15 protein-coding genes are annotated in these 17,862 nt (G+C 65.2%); 13 read left to right on the forward strand and 2 right to left on the reverse strand.

Going from position 1 to position 17,862, the window contains the following annotated elements; translation table 11 throughout:
• Positions 1-115: 115 nt before the first annotated feature.
• Entirely contained in the window at positions 116-2,167 is a 2,052-nt protein-coding gene (uvrC, locus tag EOD73_RS04095; RefSeq protein ID WP_127681103.1) for an excinuclease ABC subunit UvrC, read from the reverse strand.
• A 37-nt stretch (positions 2,168-2,204) separates the two neighbouring features.
• Between uvrC and EOD73_RS04100 the strand changes: the two genes are divergently transcribed.
• Positions 2,205-3,299 (forward strand): elongation factor P maturation arginine rhamnosyltransferase EarP, encoded by a 1,095-nt coding sequence (locus EOD73_RS04100; RefSeq protein ID WP_240660586.1) that lies wholly within the window; start codon positions 2,205-2,207, stop codon positions 3,297-3,299.
• Between the two features lie 104 nt (positions 3,300-3,403).
• The gene (gene efp, locus EOD73_RS04105) at positions 3,404-3,958 is read left to right on the forward strand and encodes an elongation factor P (protein ID WP_127681105.1); all 555 of its coding nucleotides are present in this window, start codon (positions 3,404-3,406) and stop codon (positions 3,956-3,958) included.
• 140 nt (positions 3,959-4,098) lie between these two features.
• Here the strand turns inward: efp and ompA are convergent, their stop codons facing one another.
• A complete protein-coding gene (gene ompA, locus EOD73_RS04110) occupies positions 4,099-4,764 on the reverse strand; it encodes an outer membrane protein OmpA (RefSeq protein ID WP_127682404.1) in 666 nt (221 codons plus the stop codon).
• Between the two features lie 264 nt (positions 4,765-5,028).
• Here ompA and gyrA point away from each other — a divergent pair, with 264 nt between their 5' ends.
• The 11 genes from gyrA to EOD73_RS04165 all read left to right on the forward strand — a co-directional run bounded on the left by gyrA (position 5,029) and on the right by EOD73_RS04165 (position 17,834).
• Positions 5,029-7,653: a DNA gyrase subunit A gene (gene gyrA / locus EOD73_RS04115; RefSeq protein ID WP_127681107.1), complete on the forward strand. Its 2,625-nt coding sequence runs from the start codon at positions 5,029-5,031 to the stop codon at positions 7,651-7,653.
• Entirely contained in the window at positions 7,650-8,222 is a 573-nt protein-coding gene (locus tag EOD73_RS04120; protein ID WP_127681109.1) for a DUF2059 domain-containing protein, read from the forward strand. Before gyrA ends, EOD73_RS04120 begins: the two co-directional genes overlap by 4 nt.
• A gap of 11 nt (positions 8,223-8,233) precedes the next feature.
• Entirely contained in the window at positions 8,234-9,346 is a 1,113-nt protein-coding gene (gene serC, locus EOD73_RS04125) for a 3-phosphoserine/phosphohydroxythreonine transaminase (RefSeq protein ID WP_127681111.1), read from the forward strand.
• On the forward strand, positions 9,339-10,451 hold the full coding sequence (pheA, locus tag EOD73_RS04130; protein ID WP_127681113.1) for a prephenate dehydratase: 1,113 nt from the start codon (positions 9,339-9,341) through the stop codon (positions 10,449-10,451). The genes serC and pheA overlap by 8 nt, the downstream gene beginning before the upstream one ends.
• A gap of 20 nt (positions 10,452-10,471) precedes the next feature.
• Complete coding sequence (locus EOD73_RS04135) at positions 10,472-11,392, forward strand: prephenate dehydrogenase (RefSeq protein ID WP_127681115.1); 921 nt, start codon at positions 10,472-10,474, stop codon at positions 11,390-11,392.
• On the forward strand, positions 11,392-13,392 hold the full coding sequence (locus tag EOD73_RS04140) for a bifunctional 3-phosphoshikimate 1-carboxyvinyltransferase/cytidylate kinase (RefSeq protein WP_127681117.1): 2,001 nt from the start codon (positions 11,392-11,394) through the stop codon (positions 13,390-13,392). The genes EOD73_RS04135 and EOD73_RS04140 overlap by 1 nt, the downstream gene beginning before the upstream one ends.
• Positions 13,393-13,547: 155 nt before the next feature.
• A complete protein-coding gene (gene rpsA / locus EOD73_RS04145) occupies positions 13,548-15,257 on the forward strand; it encodes a 30S ribosomal protein S1 (protein WP_127681119.1) in 1,710 nt (569 codons plus the stop codon).
• 96 nt (positions 15,258-15,353) lie between these two features.
• Positions 15,354-15,659 (forward strand): integration host factor subunit beta, encoded by a 306-nt coding sequence (locus EOD73_RS04150; RefSeq protein ID WP_127681121.1) that lies wholly within the window; start codon positions 15,354-15,356, stop codon positions 15,657-15,659.
• A gap of 24 nt (positions 15,660-15,683) precedes the next feature.
• Positions 15,684-15,974 carry a lipopolysaccharide assembly protein LapA domain-containing protein gene (locus tag EOD73_RS04155; RefSeq protein ID WP_127681123.1) on the forward strand — a complete coding sequence of 97 codons (291 nt, stop codon included), beginning with the start codon at positions 15,684-15,686 and terminating at the stop codon, positions 15,972-15,974.
• Positions 15,964-17,094 (forward strand): lipopolysaccharide assembly protein LapB, encoded by a 1,131-nt coding sequence (gene lapB / locus EOD73_RS04160; RefSeq protein ID WP_127681131.1) that lies wholly within the window; start codon positions 15,964-15,966, stop codon positions 17,092-17,094. Before EOD73_RS04155 ends, lapB begins: the two co-directional genes overlap by 11 nt.
• Positions 17,094-17,834, forward strand: coding sequence for a glycosyltransferase (locus EOD73_RS04165; RefSeq protein ID WP_127681133.1), 741 nt, complete (start codon positions 17,094-17,096; stop codon positions 17,832-17,834). The genes lapB and EOD73_RS04165 overlap by 1 nt, the downstream gene beginning before the upstream one ends.
• Positions 17,835-17,862 lie beyond the last annotated feature (28 nt).

A 17,862-nucleotide genomic window follows, 5' to 3' on the forward strand; every position in this document is an offset into this window, starting at 1 on the left:
AGGGGCCGCGGGTGCAGGCGGCGCACTGACGGGCGCAGGACCGCTGCACCCGACCAATGCGAGTGCGACCGTTAGGCACGCCAATGCGCACTTCACGACCCGTCCCGGTTTGAATTCAACGAAACGCACGGTAAATCTCCTGCGCCAAGTCTTTGGAGATGCCTTTCACGCTGCTCAGTTCCTCCACGCTGGCCGCCGCCACCCCTTTCAAGCCGCCAAAGCGCTGCATCAAAGCAGCACGCTTGCGTGGGCCGATCCCAGGCAGATCCTCCAAACGAGAGCTTTGCAGCCGCGCACTGGCCCGCCTTGCCCTCATCCCTGTGATCGCAAAGCGGTGGGCCTCATCGCGGATCTCCGCCACCAGCATCAGGGCCGCAGAGGTGGCCCCGAGGCTGAGCTTGGGACGCCCGTCGGCGAAGACCAACTCTTCCAAGCCCACTTTGCGCCCCTCTCCCTTCTCGACGCCCACCAAGCGCGAGGCATCCGCCCCCAAACTCTCAAAAACCTCGGCAGCGACCCCCACTTGGCCCTTGCCGCCGTCGATCAGCACGACGTCAGGCCACCGCGCGCCGTCTCCCTGCTCTGCCAAGCGACCATAGCGGCGCAACAAGACCTGACGCATCGCGGCATAGTCATCGCCTCCCGTGATGCCCTCGATGTTGTAGCGACGGTACTGGCTGCTTTGCATGGCGTGCTGCTCGAAGACCACGCACGATGCCACGGTGGCCTCGCCGGCCGTGTGACTGATGTCGAAGCACTCGATCCGCAATCGCCCCAAGTCCTGCTCCGCATCCCACCCCAGCGCATCGGCCAGAGCCCGGGTTCTTGCTTGTTGCGAGCCCTCCTCGGCCAACAAGCGCCCAAGGGCCAACTCCGCCCCTTGGATGCACAAGTCCAACCAGATGCGCCGCTGTCCTCGAGGCTGGTCTTGCACCGTCACCCGGCGGCCTGTGGGGGCGGCCAAGAGTGCGACGAGGTCATCTTCAACGGCGTGACTCACCAACACCAGCGGTGGCGGACTCACCTCCCCGCCGTAGTGCTGCGCCATGAAGGCCTCGAGCACCTGCTGAGCCACCTCTTGCGCCGGTCGTTCGGGGTCACCTGTGGCGTCCTCGACATGGCTCGGGAAGAAGGCCCGGTCTCCCAGGTGCCGGCCTCCCCGCACCATCGCCAAGTTGACGCAAGCGCGACCGCCTTTGACCCGAACGGCCAATACGTCGACGTCGCGTTCGCCACCGGTGGCGCTGCTGGCCTCCACCACCTGCTGCTGAAGCACCTGCGACAACGCAGCAATCTGGTCTCGCAAATCGGCAGCCTTCTCGAACTCCAAGGCCTCGGCATGGGCCAGCATCCGACCCTGCAGCCCCTGCAGCACCTCGTCCGTTTGACCCCGGAGGAACGACTCGGCCTGCGCCACATCGGCCGAGTAGGCCTCCGGCTGGATCAAACCCACGCAAGGCGCCGTGCAGCGTCGGATCTGGTGCAAGAGGCACGGACGGGAACGGTGATTGAAGACCGCGTCTTCGCAAGTTCGCAGCTTGAACACCCGCTGGACCAACTCGATGGTCTGTCGGACCGCCCCACCATTGGGGTAGGGGCCAAAGTACCGCCCCTTCTTGTCAACCCCACCCCGGTAGTAGCTCACTCTTGGGAACCGATGTGGGGAGAGGCGCAAATAGGGGTAGCTCTTGTCGTCCCGGAACAGGATATTGAAGCGCGGATTGAGCTGCTTGATGAGCGTGTTCTCAAGGAGCAGGGCTTCGGCTTCGGTCCGAACGACGGTGGTTTCCAAGCGCGCGATGCGGGCAACCATCATGCCGATGCGCGTGCCTCCGTGGTCCCGTTGGAAATAGCTCGACACCCGCCGCTTGAGCATCTTGGCCTTGCCGACGTACAGGATCTGATCCTTGGCGTCGAAATATCGGTACACCCCTGGCAATTGAGGCAAGGCAGCCACCTCAACCAGCAGTCGTTCCCGGACGGTACTGGCTTGCGCCTCCAAGCCTGCCACGGCGGCCGCCTCTTGCTCGGCCGCGGCTTGCCGCAGGTCGGCCCAGGCCTTGAGAGCCTGCTCCCCCACTTGGTCAGCCTGCTCCGATCGGCACGACGGGTCGCGCTGGGCTTCGGGGTCAGATGGCGACGTGCTATTTGATTGGGCAGTGGGCATGTCGTTCATTGTGCGGGGGCGTCTGAATAATGCCGCGATGGACTGCACGTACAGCTTGCAATGGGATGTGTTCTGTCGAGTGATCGACAACCACGGGGATTTGGGCGTTTGCCTGAGGTTGGCTCGACACCTGGATGCCCGTGGAGAGCGCGTGCGCTTGTGGATCGATGACCCCGCGGCCTTGAAATGGATGGCCGCGAACGACCGCGAACGGTCTTGGGCACACGCCTGGCCCGGCATCGAATGGCACCCGCCAACGCCTCATCAAGTCGTGGTGGAGGCGTTTGGATGCCACTTGCCCGAGTCCGTTGAAGCTTCGCTCGCGGTAGCCCCGCCAAAGGCATGGATCAACCTGGAGTACCTGAGTGCAGAACCCTGGGTCGAACGCACCCATGGACTGCCTTCGCCGGTCATGAGCGGGCCCGCCAAGGGGCTTCGCAAACGCTTCTGCTACCCAGGGTTTGGTCCGAAGACGGGAGGCCTGTTGACATCCATGGTCGGTGGGGCGGAGCTCGATTCACCGCGCTCCACCCCCATCCCGTCCGGCGACACGGATGCACCGGGGAGCCGACAAGTCAGCTTGTTTTGCTACCCGCACGCCCCCATCGGGGCGCTGTTTCACCGGCTCGCCGATCGTCCGACCCAGGTTTGGGTGACCGGCGGCGACGCCTCACAAAGGGCGGCGCTTGCAGCGTGGGAAACCCTGGACGAAGCGCAACGCCGTCGCATCCGCTTGACCCCCTTGCCATGGCTGGACCAGCACGGCTACGACGCATTGCTGCAAAGGTGCGACCTGAACGTAGTGCGCGGCGAGGACTCCTTCGTTCGCGCACAGTGGGCCGGGAAGCCTTGGCTGTGGCACATCTACCGGCAGGACGACGGCAGCCACGGCCCCAAGCTGGAGGCGTTCCTGGACCGGTGGCTGGAGGGCGTACCGTCCACAGAGAGCGCGCGATGGAGAGCCACCTGGCGCGCCTGGAATGGGCTGTCAGCACCGGAGCAGTTGGCCCTCAATCGCGACGACGGCCTAGAGCAGGACGGAGCCTCGCACGCCCTGAAATGGCGACAACAACTGGCCGGATGGCCCGACCTGGCCGCCACGCTCATGACGTGGGCGCGGGAGAACCCCTAGAGACCCGCGAGCATTGGCTATAATTGAGGGCTTTGCGCCTGCGACGCCCGAAACACTTTCGGGAACCGACCGCCGCCAGCGCCCTCCAACCGAAGGCAACCCCCATGAAAATCGCCCAGGAAATCCGCGCCGGCAACGTCATCATGCAAGGCAAGGACCCGATGGTCGTGCTGAAGACCGAATACAGCCGTGGCGGCCGCAACGCCGCCACGGTGCGCATGAAGCTCAAGAGCCTGCTGAACAACTCGGGCACCGAAGTGGTGTTCAAGGCCGACGACAAGATGGACCAGATCATCCTGGACAAGAAGGAGTGCACTTACTCCTACTTTGCCGATCCGATGTACGTCTGCATGGACTCCGAGTACAACCAGTACGAAGTGGAAGCCGAGAACATGGGCGATGCCATCAACTACTTGCAAGACGGCATGGAGTTGGAAGTGGTGTTCTACGACGGCAAAGCCATCAGCGTGGAACTGCCCACCAGCGTGGTGCGCGAAGTCACGTGGACGGAACCCGCCGTCAAGGGCGACACGTCGGGCAAAGTCCTGAAGCCGGCCAAGATTGCCACGGGCTTCGAGATCATGGTGCCCATTTTTGTGGCCCAGGGCGATAACATCGAAATCGACACCCGCACCAACGAATACCGCAAGCGGGTCTGACCGCAGCGTCGGCCGCGTCATGAGGGGCGCCCCACCAGGGGCGCCCCTTTTTGTTTTTCGAAGCGAACGGTTCCTTGGAACCAGCAGACAAGAAAAAGCCCCGCCGAGGCGGGGCTAGCAGGGAACCTGGGGTTCGCCGATTACTTCTTGACGGAGCGGGTGCCAACGACCTCGATTTCCACGCGACGGTTCTTCGCGCGACCTTCCTTGGTGCTGTTGTCGGCGACCGGACTCTTCTCGCCCTTGCCTTCCGTGTACACGCGGTTCACGTCGATGCCCTTGCTCACCAAGTAGGCCTTGACGGCCTCGGAGCGGCGAGCCGACAGTTTCTGGTTGTACTCGTCCGAACCCACGCTGTCGGTGTGACCCACAGCGATGATCACTTCCAGCGTGATGGCGCCCATCTTGCTGGTCAGATCGTCCAGCTTTGCCTTGCCTTCGGGCTTGAGAACGGCCTTGTCGAAGTCAAAGAAGGCGTCGGCCGCAAAGTTGACCTTTTCCACGGTCGGCTTCGGCGGAGGCGGGGGCGGCTGAACGGGCTTCGGCGGCGCAGGCGGCGCAACCGGCGGGGCCACGGGCTTCGGGGCCTCGGGCGGCTTCGGCTTCAGGGCGCCATCGCAATCCACGGCCGCAGTCGCGGGAGTCCAGTAGTTGTCGCGCCAGCAGTACTCGTTGGTGCCGTTTTTCCAAACGGTGCCGTCGGTGGCACGCCAGTTGTCGCCGCCAACCTTCACTTGCGCGACAGCCGCGGTCGTGGCCAGGGATGCCAGAACCAGCATCGAAGCCAAACGGGTCAGTTTCTTCATATTTCTCCTCTCAAGGACGCCGCAGTTGCCTGCGCAATGATGGGTCTGCAAAAACCTCAAGGGATGCCCAAGCGCAGGCGGGCTTCCGTTGACGGGAAGATTCTGGCATGGGGCTTTCCACCGATGCATTGTGCGGTTGCCCCGTGACGTGGGGAGGTCCATGTTGCAAGGGCACGACACGGAGCGACCCATAGAATCTCGCGCTCGTTTCTCGACCCGTCCGCGCGATTCATCACGCGCCTCCCAGGCCTGTTGCCCAACCGCATGACCTCGTCCCAGTTCGCCAAAGAAACCCTGCCCATCAGCCTCGAGGAGGAAATGCGGCGCTCTTACCTCGATTACGCCATGAGCGTGATCGTGGGCCGCGCACTGCCCGACGCGCGAGACGGCCTCAAGCCCGTTCACCGTCGCGTGCTGTTCGCGATGCACGAACTGAACAACGACTGGAACCGACCTTACAAGAAGTCGGCCCGCATCGTGGGTGACGTGATCGGTAAGTACCACCCCCACGGCGACAGTGCGGTGTACGACACCATCGTGCGCATGGCGCAGGATTTCAGCTTGCGGCACATGCTGGTGGACGGGCAAGGCAACTTCGGCTCGGTCGACGGCGACAACGCGGCTGCCATGCGTTACACGGAGATTCGTCTCTCCAAGATTGCGCACGAAATGCTCGCCGATATCGACAAGGAAACAGTTGATTTCGGCCCCAATTACGACGGCTCTGAAAAGGAGCCCCTGGTTTTGCCCACCCGACTGCCCAATTTGTTGGTCAACGGTTCGTCGGGTATCGCGGTGGGCATGGCCACGAACATTCCGCCGCACAACCTCAACGAGGTGGTGGACGCTTGTTTGCATCTGCTGCGCCACCCGGACGCCAGCATCGATGACTTGATGGCCTTCATCCCTGCTCCGGACTTTCCGACCGCGGGCATCATTTACGGGCTGGAGGGCGTGCGCGAGGGGTACCGCACCGGTCGAGGCCGTGTCGTCATGCGCGCGAAATGCCATTTCGAGGACATCGACCGCGGTCAGCGTCAAGCGATCATCGTTGACGAGATCCCCTACCAGGTCAACAAGAAGACGCTGCTGGAACGCATCGCCGAGTTGGTGCATGAGAAAAAGCTGGAGGGCATCAGCCACATCCAGGACGAGTCCGACAAATCGGGGATGCGCGTCGTCATCGAACTGAAGCGCGGTGAAGTGCCCGAAGTGGTGCTGAACAACCTCTACAAGCAGACCCAGCTCCAAGACAGCTTCGGCATCAACATGGTGGCGCTCATCGATGGGCAGCCCAAGTTGTGCAACTTGCTGGACCTGATTTCCGTGTTCCTAGAGCACCGGCGTGAGGTGGTCACCCGTCGCACGGTTTTCGAGTTGCGCAAGGCGCGCGAGCGGGGCCACGTGCTGGAGGGTTTGGCCGTCGCACTGGCGAACATCGACGAGTTCATCCAAATCATCAAAAACTCGCCGACGCCGCCGATTGCCAAAGCCGAGTTGATGACCCGGAGTTGGGACAGCAGTTTGGTCCGCGAGATGCTCTCGCGCGCCGAAGGGGCGAACCCTGGTGGGGCCGCGGCTTACCGCCCGGACGGGCTTGAAGCCCACTTTGGATTGCAGGCCGATGGGCTGTACCGCCTGAGCGAGACGCAAGCCAACGAGATCTTGCAGATGCGCCTGCAGCGCCTGACGGGCTTGGAGCAGGACAAGATCGTCGGCGAGTACAAGGACGTGATGGCGCAGATCGCCGATCTGCTGGACATCTTGGCCCGACCGGAACGCGTCACGACCATCATCTCCGATGAGCTCGGGGCGCTGCGCCAAGAATTCGGCCAGACGAAGCTGGGGGCTCGCCGCAGCCAGATTGAGCGCAATGCGCAGGAACTGGGCACGGAGGACCTGATCACGCCGACCGACATGGTGGTGACACTGAGTCACACCGGTTACATCAAGAGCCAAGCCTTGGCCGAGTACCGCGCCCAACGGCGTGGCGGGCGGGGGAAGCAGGCCGCCGCCACCAAAGAAGACGACTGGATCGATCAACTCTTCATCGCGAACACGCACGACTGGATCCTGTGCTTCAGCAACCGGGGACGGGTGTACTGGCTCAAGGTGTGGGAAGTGCCGCAAGGCAGCCGCAACTCGCGCGGGCGCCCCATCGTGAACATGTTCCCGTTGCAGCCGGAAGAAAAGATCACGGTGGTCCTGCCGCTGACGGGCGAGTTCCGCACCTTCCCTGAAGACCACTACATCTTCATGTGCACGGGCATGGGAACGGTCAAGAAGACCGCCCTGAACGAATTCAGCAACCCGCGCAAGGCCGGCATCATTGCCGTGGACTTGGACGAAGGCGATGTGCTGATCGGCGCGGCGCTCACCGACGGGCGCCATGACGTGATGCTGTTCAGCGATGGCGGCAAGGCGGTTCGCTTTGACGAGGACGACGTTCGCGCCATGGGCCGCCAAGCGCGTGGCGTGAGGGGCATGCAGTTGGAGGAAGGGCAGCGCGTCATCGCCATGCTGGTGGCCGAAGACGAAACCCAAAGCGTGTTGACCGCCACCGAGAACGGCTACGGCAAGCGCACGAACATTGCGGAGTACACCCGCCATGGCCGGGGTACCAAGGGCATGATCGCCATCCAGCAAAGCGAGCGCAATGGCCGCGTGGTGGGCGCCACCCTGGTGCGCCCGGCCGACGAGATCATGCTGATCACCGATACCGGCGTGCTGGTTCGGACGCGGGTCGCCGAGATCCGCGAGTTGGGCCGTGCCACGCAGGGCGTGACCCTCATCGCCTTGGACGATGGCGCCAAGCTCAGCGGCTTGCAGCGCATCGCAGAAAACGACGCCGGTGCCGAGCCCGAAGTCACCGACGAAAGCACCGAATGAAGTCACTGAAGCTGGCCCTGGCCTCGACCCTGCTGTTTTCCGCTGGCTGGGCCTTGGCCCAAGGCGCTGACGCCGAAAAGAAGGCCTTGGTTGCCAAGATCGTCAAGCTGCAGCAACCGGCCATGGAGCAGTTTGCGCTGGGCCTGGTGCAGGGACCGATGCAGCAGATGCTGCGCAGCGCCGAGCAGGTGGTCATGGCCCGGGTCCCCGCCGAGAAGCGCGAAGCCACGGGCAACGCGATGGTTGCGGAAGCCCAAGCCGCCCTCAGAGAGTTGGAGCCGAGTTTGAAGGCCAGCGGGGCCAAGCACGCCGCCCAGACCTACGGCGCGGCCTTGGAAGCCAAGTTCAGCGCTTCGGAACTGAAAGAGATCTTGCAGGTCTTGGAGTCGCCCACCATGCGGCGCTTCTCGCAGATGGGGCCGGAATTGAACCAGTCGATGGCGCAGGCCATCGCCAAAGACACCAAGGGCAATGTTGAGTCGCGCTTGAAGGCCTTGGACCAAAAGCTGGTGCAGTTGGTCAACGCCGCCCTGCCCGCACCCAACGCCCCCAGCCCCAAGCAACCCTGACCGCCCACCCGATGCCGCAGCGCCGTCCGTACAACTTCTCAGCGGGCCCTGCGGCCCTTCCCCTGCCCGTGCTGGAGCGCGCTGCCGCCGAAATGTGCGATTGGCGAGGCAGCGGCATGGGCGTGATGGAAATGAGCCATCGCGGCGCCGAGTTCGCCGAAATCATGGCGAGCACGGAGCGGGACCTCCGGGCGCTGGCGCAGGTGCCCGACGATTTCGCCGTGCTCTTCATGCAGGGCGGCGCCTTGGCCGAGAACGCCATCGTGCCGTTGAACTTGGCCCGCCGGGGCCGTGTGGACGTGGGCATCAGCGGGAGTTGGTCGGCGAAGAGTGCGCAGGAGGCGGCCAAGTACGCGCAGGTGTCTGCGGCGTTTGACACCCGCGGCGAGGGCCATCTCTCGGTACCAGATCCGTCGACATGGCGCCTGCAAGACGACGCCGACTACCTGCACCTGTGCAGCAACGAAACCATCGACGGGGTCGAGTTCCAGGTCCTGCCGGACCTTGCCGCCATGGGCTACCGGGCCCCCTTGGTGGTGGATTGCTCGTCCAATCAACTCTCGCGCCCGTTCGATTGGTCCCGCATTGGGCTGGCCTTTGGCGGCGCCCAAAAGAACATCGGACCTGCGGGGCTGACGCTGGTCTACGTCCGACGCAGCCTTTTGGGCGAGGCCCACGCCTTGTGCCCCAGCGCATTCGAGTTCTCGCGGGTGGCGCGCGAAGGTTCGATGTTCAACACGCCGCCAACGTACGCCATTTACATGGCGGGGCTCGTGTTCGAGTGGGCCCTGCAGTTCGAGTACGCCGGACTGCGCGGTCTGGCCGCCATCGAACGGCACAACCTCGACAAAGCGCAATTGCTTTATGGGGCCATCGACGGCTCGGGGCTGTACAGCAACCGCGTCGCCGCCGCCGCGCGTTCGCGCATGAACGTCCCCTTCTTCCTGCGCCGCGAAGAACTGACGGGTATCTTCCTGACCGAAGCCAAGGCCGCCGGACTGCTCCAGCTGAAGGGCCACAAGAGCAAGGGTGGCTTGCGCGCCTCGCTCTACAACGCCATGCCATTGGCAGGGGTCGAAGCCTTGGTGGGATTCATGAAGGACTTCGAACACCGCCATGGCTGACCCCCTCGCCCCGCAAGACGACGCCGCGCTATTGGCCCTGCGCACAAAAATCGACGCCCTGGATCGGGAACTGCTGGCCATGCTCAACCGGCGGGCGGGGTATGCCCAAGAGGTCGGTGAGATCAAGCGACGCCAAGGCGCCATCGTGTTCCGTCCCGAGCGAGAGGCAGCGGTCATCGCCGGCCTGAAGTCGGTCAACACGGGCCCCCTGCTGAGCGACAACATCGCCCCGATTTGGCGCGAGATCATGAGCGCTTGCCGGGCCCTGGAAACGCCCACGCGGGTCGCCTTCTTGGGGCCCGCGGGCACCTTCAGCGAACAAGCAGCGCTGGGCTACTTCGGCAGCAGCATCGTGCGCGTGCCCTGCGCCAGCATCGACGAAGTGTTTCGCGTCACCAGCGCGGGGGCCGCCGACTTCGGCTTGGTGCCCGTCGAGAACTCCACCGAAGGCGGCGTGGCGCGCACGCTGGACCTGTTGTTGAGCACCCCGTTGTTCATCATCGGCGAGACCAGCTTGTTCGTGCGGCACAACCTGCTTCGGGCCCAAGATTCCATGGACGGCATCCAGGCCGTGTGCGCGCATCCCCAGGCCCTGGCGCAGTGCCACGCTTGGCTGTCCACGCACCTGCCACACGCCGAACGGCGACCGGTGGCGAGCAACGCCGAGGGCGCCCGGATGGCGGCGCAGGACACCAGTCTGGCGGCCATCGCCAGCACCCGTGCCGGTAGCGAATACGGCTTGCACGTGGTTGCACCTGCCATCCAGGACGACGCTCACAATCGCACCCGGTTCGCGGTGCTGACCCAGCCCGACAAGCACCCCAGCCCGCGCGCCAGCGGCCGGGACTGCACCAGCTTGGTCGTGTCCGTCCGCAACCGTCCTGGTGCATTGCACGACCTCGTGGTGCCCTTGAAGGAACATGGGGTCTCCATGACGCGGTTCGAGTCGCGGCCCGCGCGATCGGGTGGCCAGTGGGAGTACTACTTCTACATCGACCTGCAAGGGCACCCCGACGAGCCCCACGTGGCGCAAGCGCTGCAGGCGCTGCGGGACTGCTGCGCGTTTTTCAAAGTTTTGGGCACGTATCCTCTGGACACGCATTGACCCGCCACCCAACTCTGCCCATGGCCCGCCTGACCCGTCCGCAATTCCAACAACTCGGCATCATTGGCTGCGGGCTGATTGGCGGGTCGTTCGCGCTGGCCATGAAGCGAGCGGGCCTCGTCAAGCGGGTCGTGGGCTACAGCAAGTCGCCCTCGACGACTGAGTTGGCCAAGAAGATGGGGGTGATCGACGTGGCCGCGGAGTCCGCCCTGTTGGCCGTGTCGGGATCGGACATCGTGCTCATCGCCGTGCCCGTGGCCGCCACCGAGGCGACCCTTCGCGCGATTCGCCACCTGGTCGCTCCTGGGGTCCTGTTCATGGACGTGGGCTCCACCAAGGCCGATGTCGCACTGGCCGCACAGCGTGTGCTGGGCGACTTGGCCGCCAACTTCGTGCCCGTGCACCCCATTGCCGGCAAGGAGCACTCGGGCGTGCAGCACGCCGATGCCCTGCTCTTCCAAGGCAAGCAGGTGGTGTTGACCCCCTTGCCCGACAACGACCATGCCTTGGTCCAGCGGGCGGCAGCCACCTGGGCGGCGCTGGGCTGCAAGGTGCTGCGCATGACGCCGGAGAACCACGACGCCGCCTACGCCGCCGTGAGCCACCTGCCGCACTTGCTCGCGTTCGCCTACATGCAGGGCATCATGCGCCAGCCCTCGGGCCGCGAGTACATGGAACTGGCGGGTTCGGGCTTCCGAGACTTCACCCGCATCGCCGGCAGCGACCCCGCCATCTGGCGCGACATCTTGCTGGCCAACCGCGAGGAGGTGCTGCACCAGGCGCAGCGCTTCCGCATGTCGCTCGACCGCCTGGAGGGCCTATTGCAGACCCAAGACGCCCCGGCCCTGGAGGCCTTGCTCAAGCCGATCAGCGCCACGCGCAACACCTGGACCCCAGTCTTCACCAACGTGGACGACGGCGAGCCCAGTTCCAAGTTCTGATGTTCAACATTCCCTTTCTCGACCTCCCGCCCCTGCGGGCGGCCCTCGGCACGGTCACGCTGCCCGGCTCGAAGAGCATTTCCAACCGCATCTTGCTGATGGCGGCCTTGGCCGAAGGCCGGACCGAGATCCATGGCCTGCTGGCAGCCGACGACACCCAGGTCATGCTCGAGTCGCTGCGCACGCTGGGCGTGCAATGGACGCGAGACGGCGACACCGTCACGGTCGATGGCATGGGCGGGCGCGTCCCGCAGGCGCAGGCCGATCTCTTTTTGGGCAACGCAGGCACGGCCATGCGCCCCCTCGCGGCTGCACTTGCGCTGATGGCCGCCCGGTACGGCGGCGACTACCAATTGCGGGGCGTGCCCCGCATGCACGAGCGGCCGATTCGCGACCTCGTGGACGCCCTGCGTGGCCTGGGTTGCCAGGTCGACTGTTTGGCGCAAGCCGGCTACCCCCCCTTGCGCCTCACAGGACCCAGTTCCCTGCACTTGGACACCCCGGTCCGCGTGCGGGGCGACGTGTCCAGTCAGTTCCTGACCGCGCTGCTGATGGCCCTGCCTCTGGTGGCCCAGCGCGACGTGGTGGTCGAGGTGGAAGGAGAGTTGATCTCCAAGCCCTACATCGACATCACCCTGGCCCTGCTGGGGCGTTTCGGCGTGCGGGTGCAGCGGGACGGCTGGCAACGGTTCACCATCCCGGCAGGCAGTCGCTTGCAGTCGCCGGGGCGCATTCACGTCGAAGGCGATGCCTCAGCGGCCTCGTACTTCATCGCCTTGGGGGCCTTGGCGGCCTTGGGGGAGCCCCTTCGCATCGAGGGCGTGGGCAGCGATGCGCTGCAGGGCGATGTTCGATTTGCCGATGCCGCTGCGGCGATGGGGGCCGACATCCGCCTGGAGCCCAACGCGCTGCTGGTGCAACGCGGCCGCTGGCCCTTGCGCGGCATCGAGTGGGACTGCATCGCAATTCCCGACGCCGCCATGACCCTGGCGGTCATGGCCTTGTTTGCCGATGGCCCCAGCAAGCTGACCGGCATCGGCAGTTGGCGCGTCAAAGAGACCGATCGCATTGCCGCCATGGCGACCGAACTTCGCAAACTCGGGGCGACGGTCGACGAGGGGCCGGACTGGATTCGCGTGGAGCCCCTGCGCGAGTGGCGACCGGCGAGCATCCGCACGTACGACGACCATCGCATGGCCATGTGCTTCTCGCTGGCCGCGTTGAACCCTTTGGGAGGACACGGGGCTGCGCCGGTCCGCATCGAAGACCCGGCCTGTGTCGCCAAGACCTACCCCGACTACTTCGAAACCTTCTTCGGTTTGGTGCAAGCCGATGCCGCCGACGTGCCCGTCATCTGCATCGACGGGCCTACGGCCTCAGGCAAAGGCACCTTGGCCGACGAATTGGCCCAAGCCTTGGGGTTTTGGGTGCTGGACTCTGGCGCGCTCTACCGCGCCACGGCCTGGGCGGCCTTGCAAGCGGGCTTGGACCTGAACGACGAGGCAGCCGTGGCCCCCCTGGCCGCCACGCTGCCCTTGCGCTTCGCCGGCGGTCAGGTGTACTTGGGCGAGGAAAACGTCACCGAGGCGCTGCGCCAAGAAGCGGTTGGTTTGGGCGCTTCCACGGTCGCGGCGCTGCCAGCGGTCCGACAAGCGCTGCACGCCCTGCAACTCGGCTTCCGCCGGGTCCCAGGGCTGGTGGCCGATGGGCGCGACATGGGAACGGCGATCTTTCCCGACGCCCCCCTCAAGGTGTTCCTGACCGCCAGCGCCGCCCAACGCGCGCAGCGGCGCCACAAGCAATTGATTTTCAAGGGCGTTTCGGCTAATATCGAGGGCTTGCTCGCCGACCTTGAGGCGCGAGACCTGCGGGACAAAACCCGCAGTGCCTCCCCCTTGAAGCCAGCGCAAGACGCTCGATTGCTCGACAACTCGGACCTGACCATCGAAGCCTCGGTGGACCAGGTGCTGGCTTGGTGGGCCGATCAGCGGCCGTTCTGAGTTTTTTCGTTCCCGGGTCGCGGCGCTTGCCACGGCCCTTTCGCAGCCCGTTGCAACCCAGCGGGTTCGACCAACCCTCAGGCGCCTCCCGCCTGTGCAACCACCCCGGTGGCTCGGTGCACCGTCACTGTGTCGGCCGGACTTGAAAGTCATCCATGAACCAAACCCAAACCGCCGCCGCGGTCGATTCCTTTGCCGCGATGTTCGAAGAGTCGCTGCAGCGCGCCAACATGCGCTCTGGCGAAGTCGTTTCGGCCGAAGTCGTTCGCATCGAACACAACTTCGTGGTGGTCAACGCCGGCCTCAAGAGCGAAGCCTACGTGCCGCTCGAAGAGTTCAAGAACGACCAAGGCGAACTCGAAGTCCAAGTGGGCGACTTCGTGTCCGTGGCCGTGGACGCCGTTGAAAACGGCTATGGCGACACGATCCTGAGCCGCGACAAGGCCAAGCGTTTGGCCTCGTGGCTGAGCCTGGAAACCGCCCTGGAGTCGGGCGACTTCGTCACCGGCACGGTCAGCGGCAAGGTCAAGGGCGGCCTGACGGTCATGGTCAATGGCATCCGCGCCTTCCTGCCGGGTTCGCTGATCGACACCCGCCCGGTCAAGGACTTGTCCCCGTTCGAGGGCAAGACCATGGAATTCAAGGTCATCAAGCTGGACCGCAAGCGCAACAACGTCGTGCTGTCGCGCCGTGCCGTGGTCGAGGCCTCGATGGGTGAAGAGCGCGCCAAGTTGCTCGAGACCCTGTCCGAAGGCGCCATCGTCAATGGCGTGGTCAAGAACATCACCGAGTACGGCGCGTTCGTGGACCTGGGCGGCATCGACGGCCTGCTGCACATCACCGACATGGCCTGGCGCCGTGTCCGCCACCCGAGCGAAGTGGTGACGGTGGGTCAAGAACTGACCGCCAAGGTCCTGAAGTTCGACGCCGAGAAGAACCGCGTCTCGCTGGGCCTGAAGCAACTGGGCGACGACCCCTGGATGGGCGTGGCCCGCCGCTACCCGAACAGCACCCGCCTGTTCGGCAAGGTCACGAACATCGCCGACTACGGCGCGTTCGTCGAGATCGAACCCGGCATCGAAGGCCTGGTGCACGTCTCCGAGATGGACTGGACCAACAAGAACGTCGCTCCCGCCAAGGTCGTCACCTTGGGCCAGGAAGTCGAAGTCATGGTCCTGGAAATCGACGAAGACAAGCGCCGCATCAGCCTGGGCATGAAGCAGTGCCGCGCCAACCCGTGGGAAGAGTTCGCCGAGAACTTCAAGCGCGGCGACAAGGTCAAGGGCCCGATCAAGTCGATCACCGACTTCGGCATCTTCATCGGCCTGGCCGCTGGCATCGATGGCTTGGTGCACCTGAGCGACCTGTCTTGGAACGAAACCGGCGAAGCCGCCGTGCGCAACTTCAAGAAGGGCCAAGAAGTCGAGGCCATCGTGTTGGCCGTGGACGTCGAGCGCGAGCGCATCTCGCTGGGCATCAAGCAGATGGACAGCGACCCGTTCACCAACTACACCTCGGTGAACGACCGTGGCGCCACCGTGACCGGCAAGGTCAAGACCGTGGACCCGCGTGGCGCTGAGATCGAGTTGGCCGACGAAATCATCGGCTACCTGCCCGCCAGCGAAATCAGCCGCGACCGCGTCGAAGACGCTCGCAACGTGCTGAAGGAAGGCGACGAAGTCACCGTGTTGGTCATCAACATCGACCGCAAGTCGCGCTCGATCAAGTTGTCCATCAAGGCCAAGGACGACGCCGACTCCCAAGAAGCCATGAAGGCCCTGTCGGCCACGTCCGAGCGTGAAAACGCCGGCACCACCAGCCTGGGCGCCCTGCTGCGCGCCAAGCTGGACAAGGGCGGCAACTAAGCACGCCTCGCCCCCCCTCGGCCCAGGCCGGGGGGCGCTATCCTGCAAGGCCCGCTGTCGCCTCCGGCAGCGGGCCTTTTTCTTCCGACGCCCGCCATGACCCGCTCTGACCTCGTCACCCTGCTCACCGAGCGATTCCCGCAGATCCCACAACGCGACATCGAGTTCGCCGTGAAGACCCTGCTGGACGCGATGAGCGACGCCCTGGCGCGGGGCCACCGGATCGAAATTCGCGGCTTCGGCAGCTTCAGCGTAAGCCGTCGCCCGCCGCGCATGGGCCGCAACCCGCGCACCGGCGAACAGGTGCCCATCCCAGAAAAGCGCGTGCCGCACTTCAAGGCCGGCAAGGCGCTGCGCGAGGCCGTTGAGCACCTGGGCCAAACCAGCCCCAGCGCCGACTGACGGCGCGCCGCCGAGAATGCGGCCATGCGCTTGCTGACCTGGCTCGTTCGGGCCTTTCTTTTCTTCACCCTGTTCGCCTTTGCGCTGAACAACCTGCAGGACGTGACCGTCCACTGGTTCTTCGGCCACCAATGGCAGAGCCCGCTGGTGATCGTCGTCTTGGCGGCCTTCGGCCTGGGGGCGGCCTTCGGCATCTTGGCCATGGTGCCCGCCTGGTGGCGCCACCGTCGGCGCGCCCGGCAACAGGTCAGTGCCGTGAGCCCCGACGCACCCGCGACGCCCTCTCCCCCTTCGGTGATCCGCGATGGCCTTTGACCTTCGCTGGCTGCTGCTCATCATCCCGGCCGCCTTCGCCCTGGGCTGGCTGGCCTCCCGCTTGGACTTGCGACAGGCCAAGCGCGACCCGCGCGACGCACCGCAGAGCTACTTCAAGGGCCTGAACCTGCTGCTCAACGAGCAGCACGACAAGGCCATCGACGCGTTCATCGAAGCGGTGCAGCACGATCCCGATACGGCAGAACTGCACTTCGCGCTGGGCAACCTGTTCCGCCGGCGCGGCGAGACCGAGCGCGCCGTTCGCGTGCACGAGCACTTGCTGGCCCGGGGCGACTTGCCCGCGGCCGAGCGCGCACGCGCCCAACACGCCTTGGCCCAGGACTTTTTCAAGGCCGGCTTGTTCGACCGCGCGGAAGCCGCCTACCGGGCGCTGGCCGGCACGGCCTACGCCCTCGAATCCGAGCTGGCCTTGCTCAGCCTGTACGAGCGAAGCCGCGACTGGGCCCGCGCCGCCGAAGTGGCGGCGTCGCTGGAAACGCGCGGTGCCGGCAGCTTCGCGACGCGCCGGGCGCAGTACCTGTGCGAGTTGGCCCTAGCCGCCAAGAGCAGCGGCAATGCAGAACAAGCGCACGCCCTGCTGAACCAAGCCACCGACTTGGCACCGGGCCATGCCCGGGCCCGGGTGCTGGCCGGTCAGTGGGCCCTTCAAGCCGGTGATGCGCCGGCGGCGATGGCCGCGTTTGAGGCCCTGCTCGTCGCCAACCCACAGGCCTTCAACTTGGTGGCGCAGGACTACGCCCAGGCGGCCGAAGCGGCCGGGCGCCAGGACGACGCCATCGCCGCCCTGCAGGCCCGCTACGCCCAAGAACCCGCCCTCGCGCTGCTGTTGGCATGGAACCGCCTGCAGCCCGAGCACGCCGCCGAGCGCCTTTCTGCGCACCTGCAGCGCGTGCCCTCGCTCAACGCGGCGCGCCAACTGCTGGCCTTGCAGGGCGAGCCCGTGGCGCCGGGCGTGATGAAGGCCATCGACGTGGCCGCCAAGCCCTTGCTGCGCCACCGCTGCGCGGCCTGTGGATTCGAAGCCGCGCACTATTTCTGGCAATGCCCGGGCTGCCTGAGCTGGGACAGCTTCCCACCCCGCCCCGTGGAGGAACTTTGATGACCGACAAGACTGGCGACCGCTTCGTCATTTGCATGAAGTGGGGCACCAAGTACGGCCCCGAGTACGTGAACCGCCTCTACGGCATGGTCAAGCGCCACCTGACGGGGCCCTTCCGCTTCGTGTGCTTCACCGACGATGTGAAAGGGGTGCGCTCGGAGGTCGAGTGCTTCCCACTGCCCGAACTCCAACTGCAAGCGAGCCATTTCGACGGCGGCTGGCGCAAGCTCAACAGCTACCAGGCCGACCTCTACGGCCTGAAGGGCCAGGCCTTGTTCTTGGACCTGGACGTGGTCATCGTGGACGACATCACGCCCTTCTTCGAGTTCCCGGGCGAGTTCCCGATCATCAAGGACTGGAAGCGCCCTTGGCGCGTGACCGGCAACTCGTCGGTCTACCGCTTCACCCTGGGCGCCCACGTTGACATGCTGGACCACTTCGTGGCCCACCAGGCCGAGGTGCGCCGCAAGCACCGCAACGAGCAGGAGTACCTGAGCCACTACCTGCACGACCAGGGCAAGTTGGTGTACTGGCCCAAAGAGTGGTGCGCCAGCTTCAAGTACCAATGCCTGCCGCGCTGGCCGTTCAGCTTCTGGCAAGAGGCCACCATTCCGCCCGGCTGCCGCATCGTGATCTTCCACGGCGAAGTGAACCCCCCAGACGCCATCGCCGGCCGGCGCAACAAGGCCCTGAGCGGCATGAAGCCCACACCGTGGGTGGCCCAGCACTGGACCGAGTGAGCCCGACACCGCAACGTCGCCCGCCGCC

Origin of the sequence: Inhella crocodyli (genome assembly GCF_004004565.1) — a bacterium.
Lineage (GTDB): Bacteria > Pseudomonadota > Gammaproteobacteria > Burkholderiales > Burkholderiaceae_C > Inhella > Inhella crocodyli.

Coding starts and splice junctions, on each gene's coding strand:
- EOD73_RS04135 (WP_127681115.1), top strand. CDS start 10,472: ATGGCCCGCCTGACCCGTCCGCAATTCCAACAACTCGGCATCATTGGC.
- lapB (WP_127681131.1), top strand. CDS start 15,964: ATGGCCTTTGACCTTCGCTGGCTGCTGCTCATCATCCCGGCCGCCTTC.
- uvrC (WP_127681103.1), bottom strand. CDS start 2,167: ATGCCCACTGCCCAATCAAATAGCACGTCGCCATCTGACCCCGAAGCC.
- rpsA (WP_127681119.1), top strand. CDS start 13,548: ATGAACCAAACCCAAACCGCCGCCGCGGTCGATTCCTTTGCCGCGATG.
- gyrA (WP_127681107.1), top strand. CDS start 5,029: ATGACCTCGTCCCAGTTCGCCAAAGAAACCCTGCCCATCAGCCTCGAG.
- efp (WP_127681105.1), top strand. CDS start 3,404: ATGAAAATCGCCCAGGAAATCCGCGCCGGCAACGTCATCATGCAAGGC.
- EOD73_RS04120 (WP_127681109.1), top strand. CDS start 7,650: ATGAAGTCACTGAAGCTGGCCCTGGCCTCGACCCTGCTGTTTTCCGCT.
- EOD73_RS04100 (WP_240660586.1), top strand. CDS start 2,205: ATGGACTGCACGTACAGCTTGCAATGGGATGTGTTCTGTCGAGTGATC.
- EOD73_RS04140 (WP_127681117.1), top strand. CDS start 11,392: ATGTTCAACATTCCCTTTCTCGACCTCCCGCCCCTGCGGGCGGCCCTC.
- ompA (WP_127682404.1), bottom strand. CDS start 4,764: ATGAAGAAACTGACCCGTTTGGCTTCGATGCTGGTTCTGGCATCCCTG.
- EOD73_RS04165 (WP_127681133.1), top strand. CDS start 17,094: ATGACCGACAAGACTGGCGACCGCTTCGTCATTTGCATGAAGTGGGGC.
- EOD73_RS04150 (WP_127681121.1), top strand. CDS start 15,354: ATGACCCGCTCTGACCTCGTCACCCTGCTCACCGAGCGATTCCCGCAG.
- pheA (WP_127681113.1), top strand. CDS start 9,339: ATGGCTGACCCCCTCGCCCCGCAAGACGACGCCGCGCTATTGGCCCTG.
- serC (WP_127681111.1), top strand. CDS start 8,234: ATGCCGCAGCGCCGTCCGTACAACTTCTCAGCGGGCCCTGCGGCCCTT.
- EOD73_RS04155 (WP_127681123.1), top strand. CDS start 15,684: ATGCGCTTGCTGACCTGGCTCGTTCGGGCCTTTCTTTTCTTCACCCTG.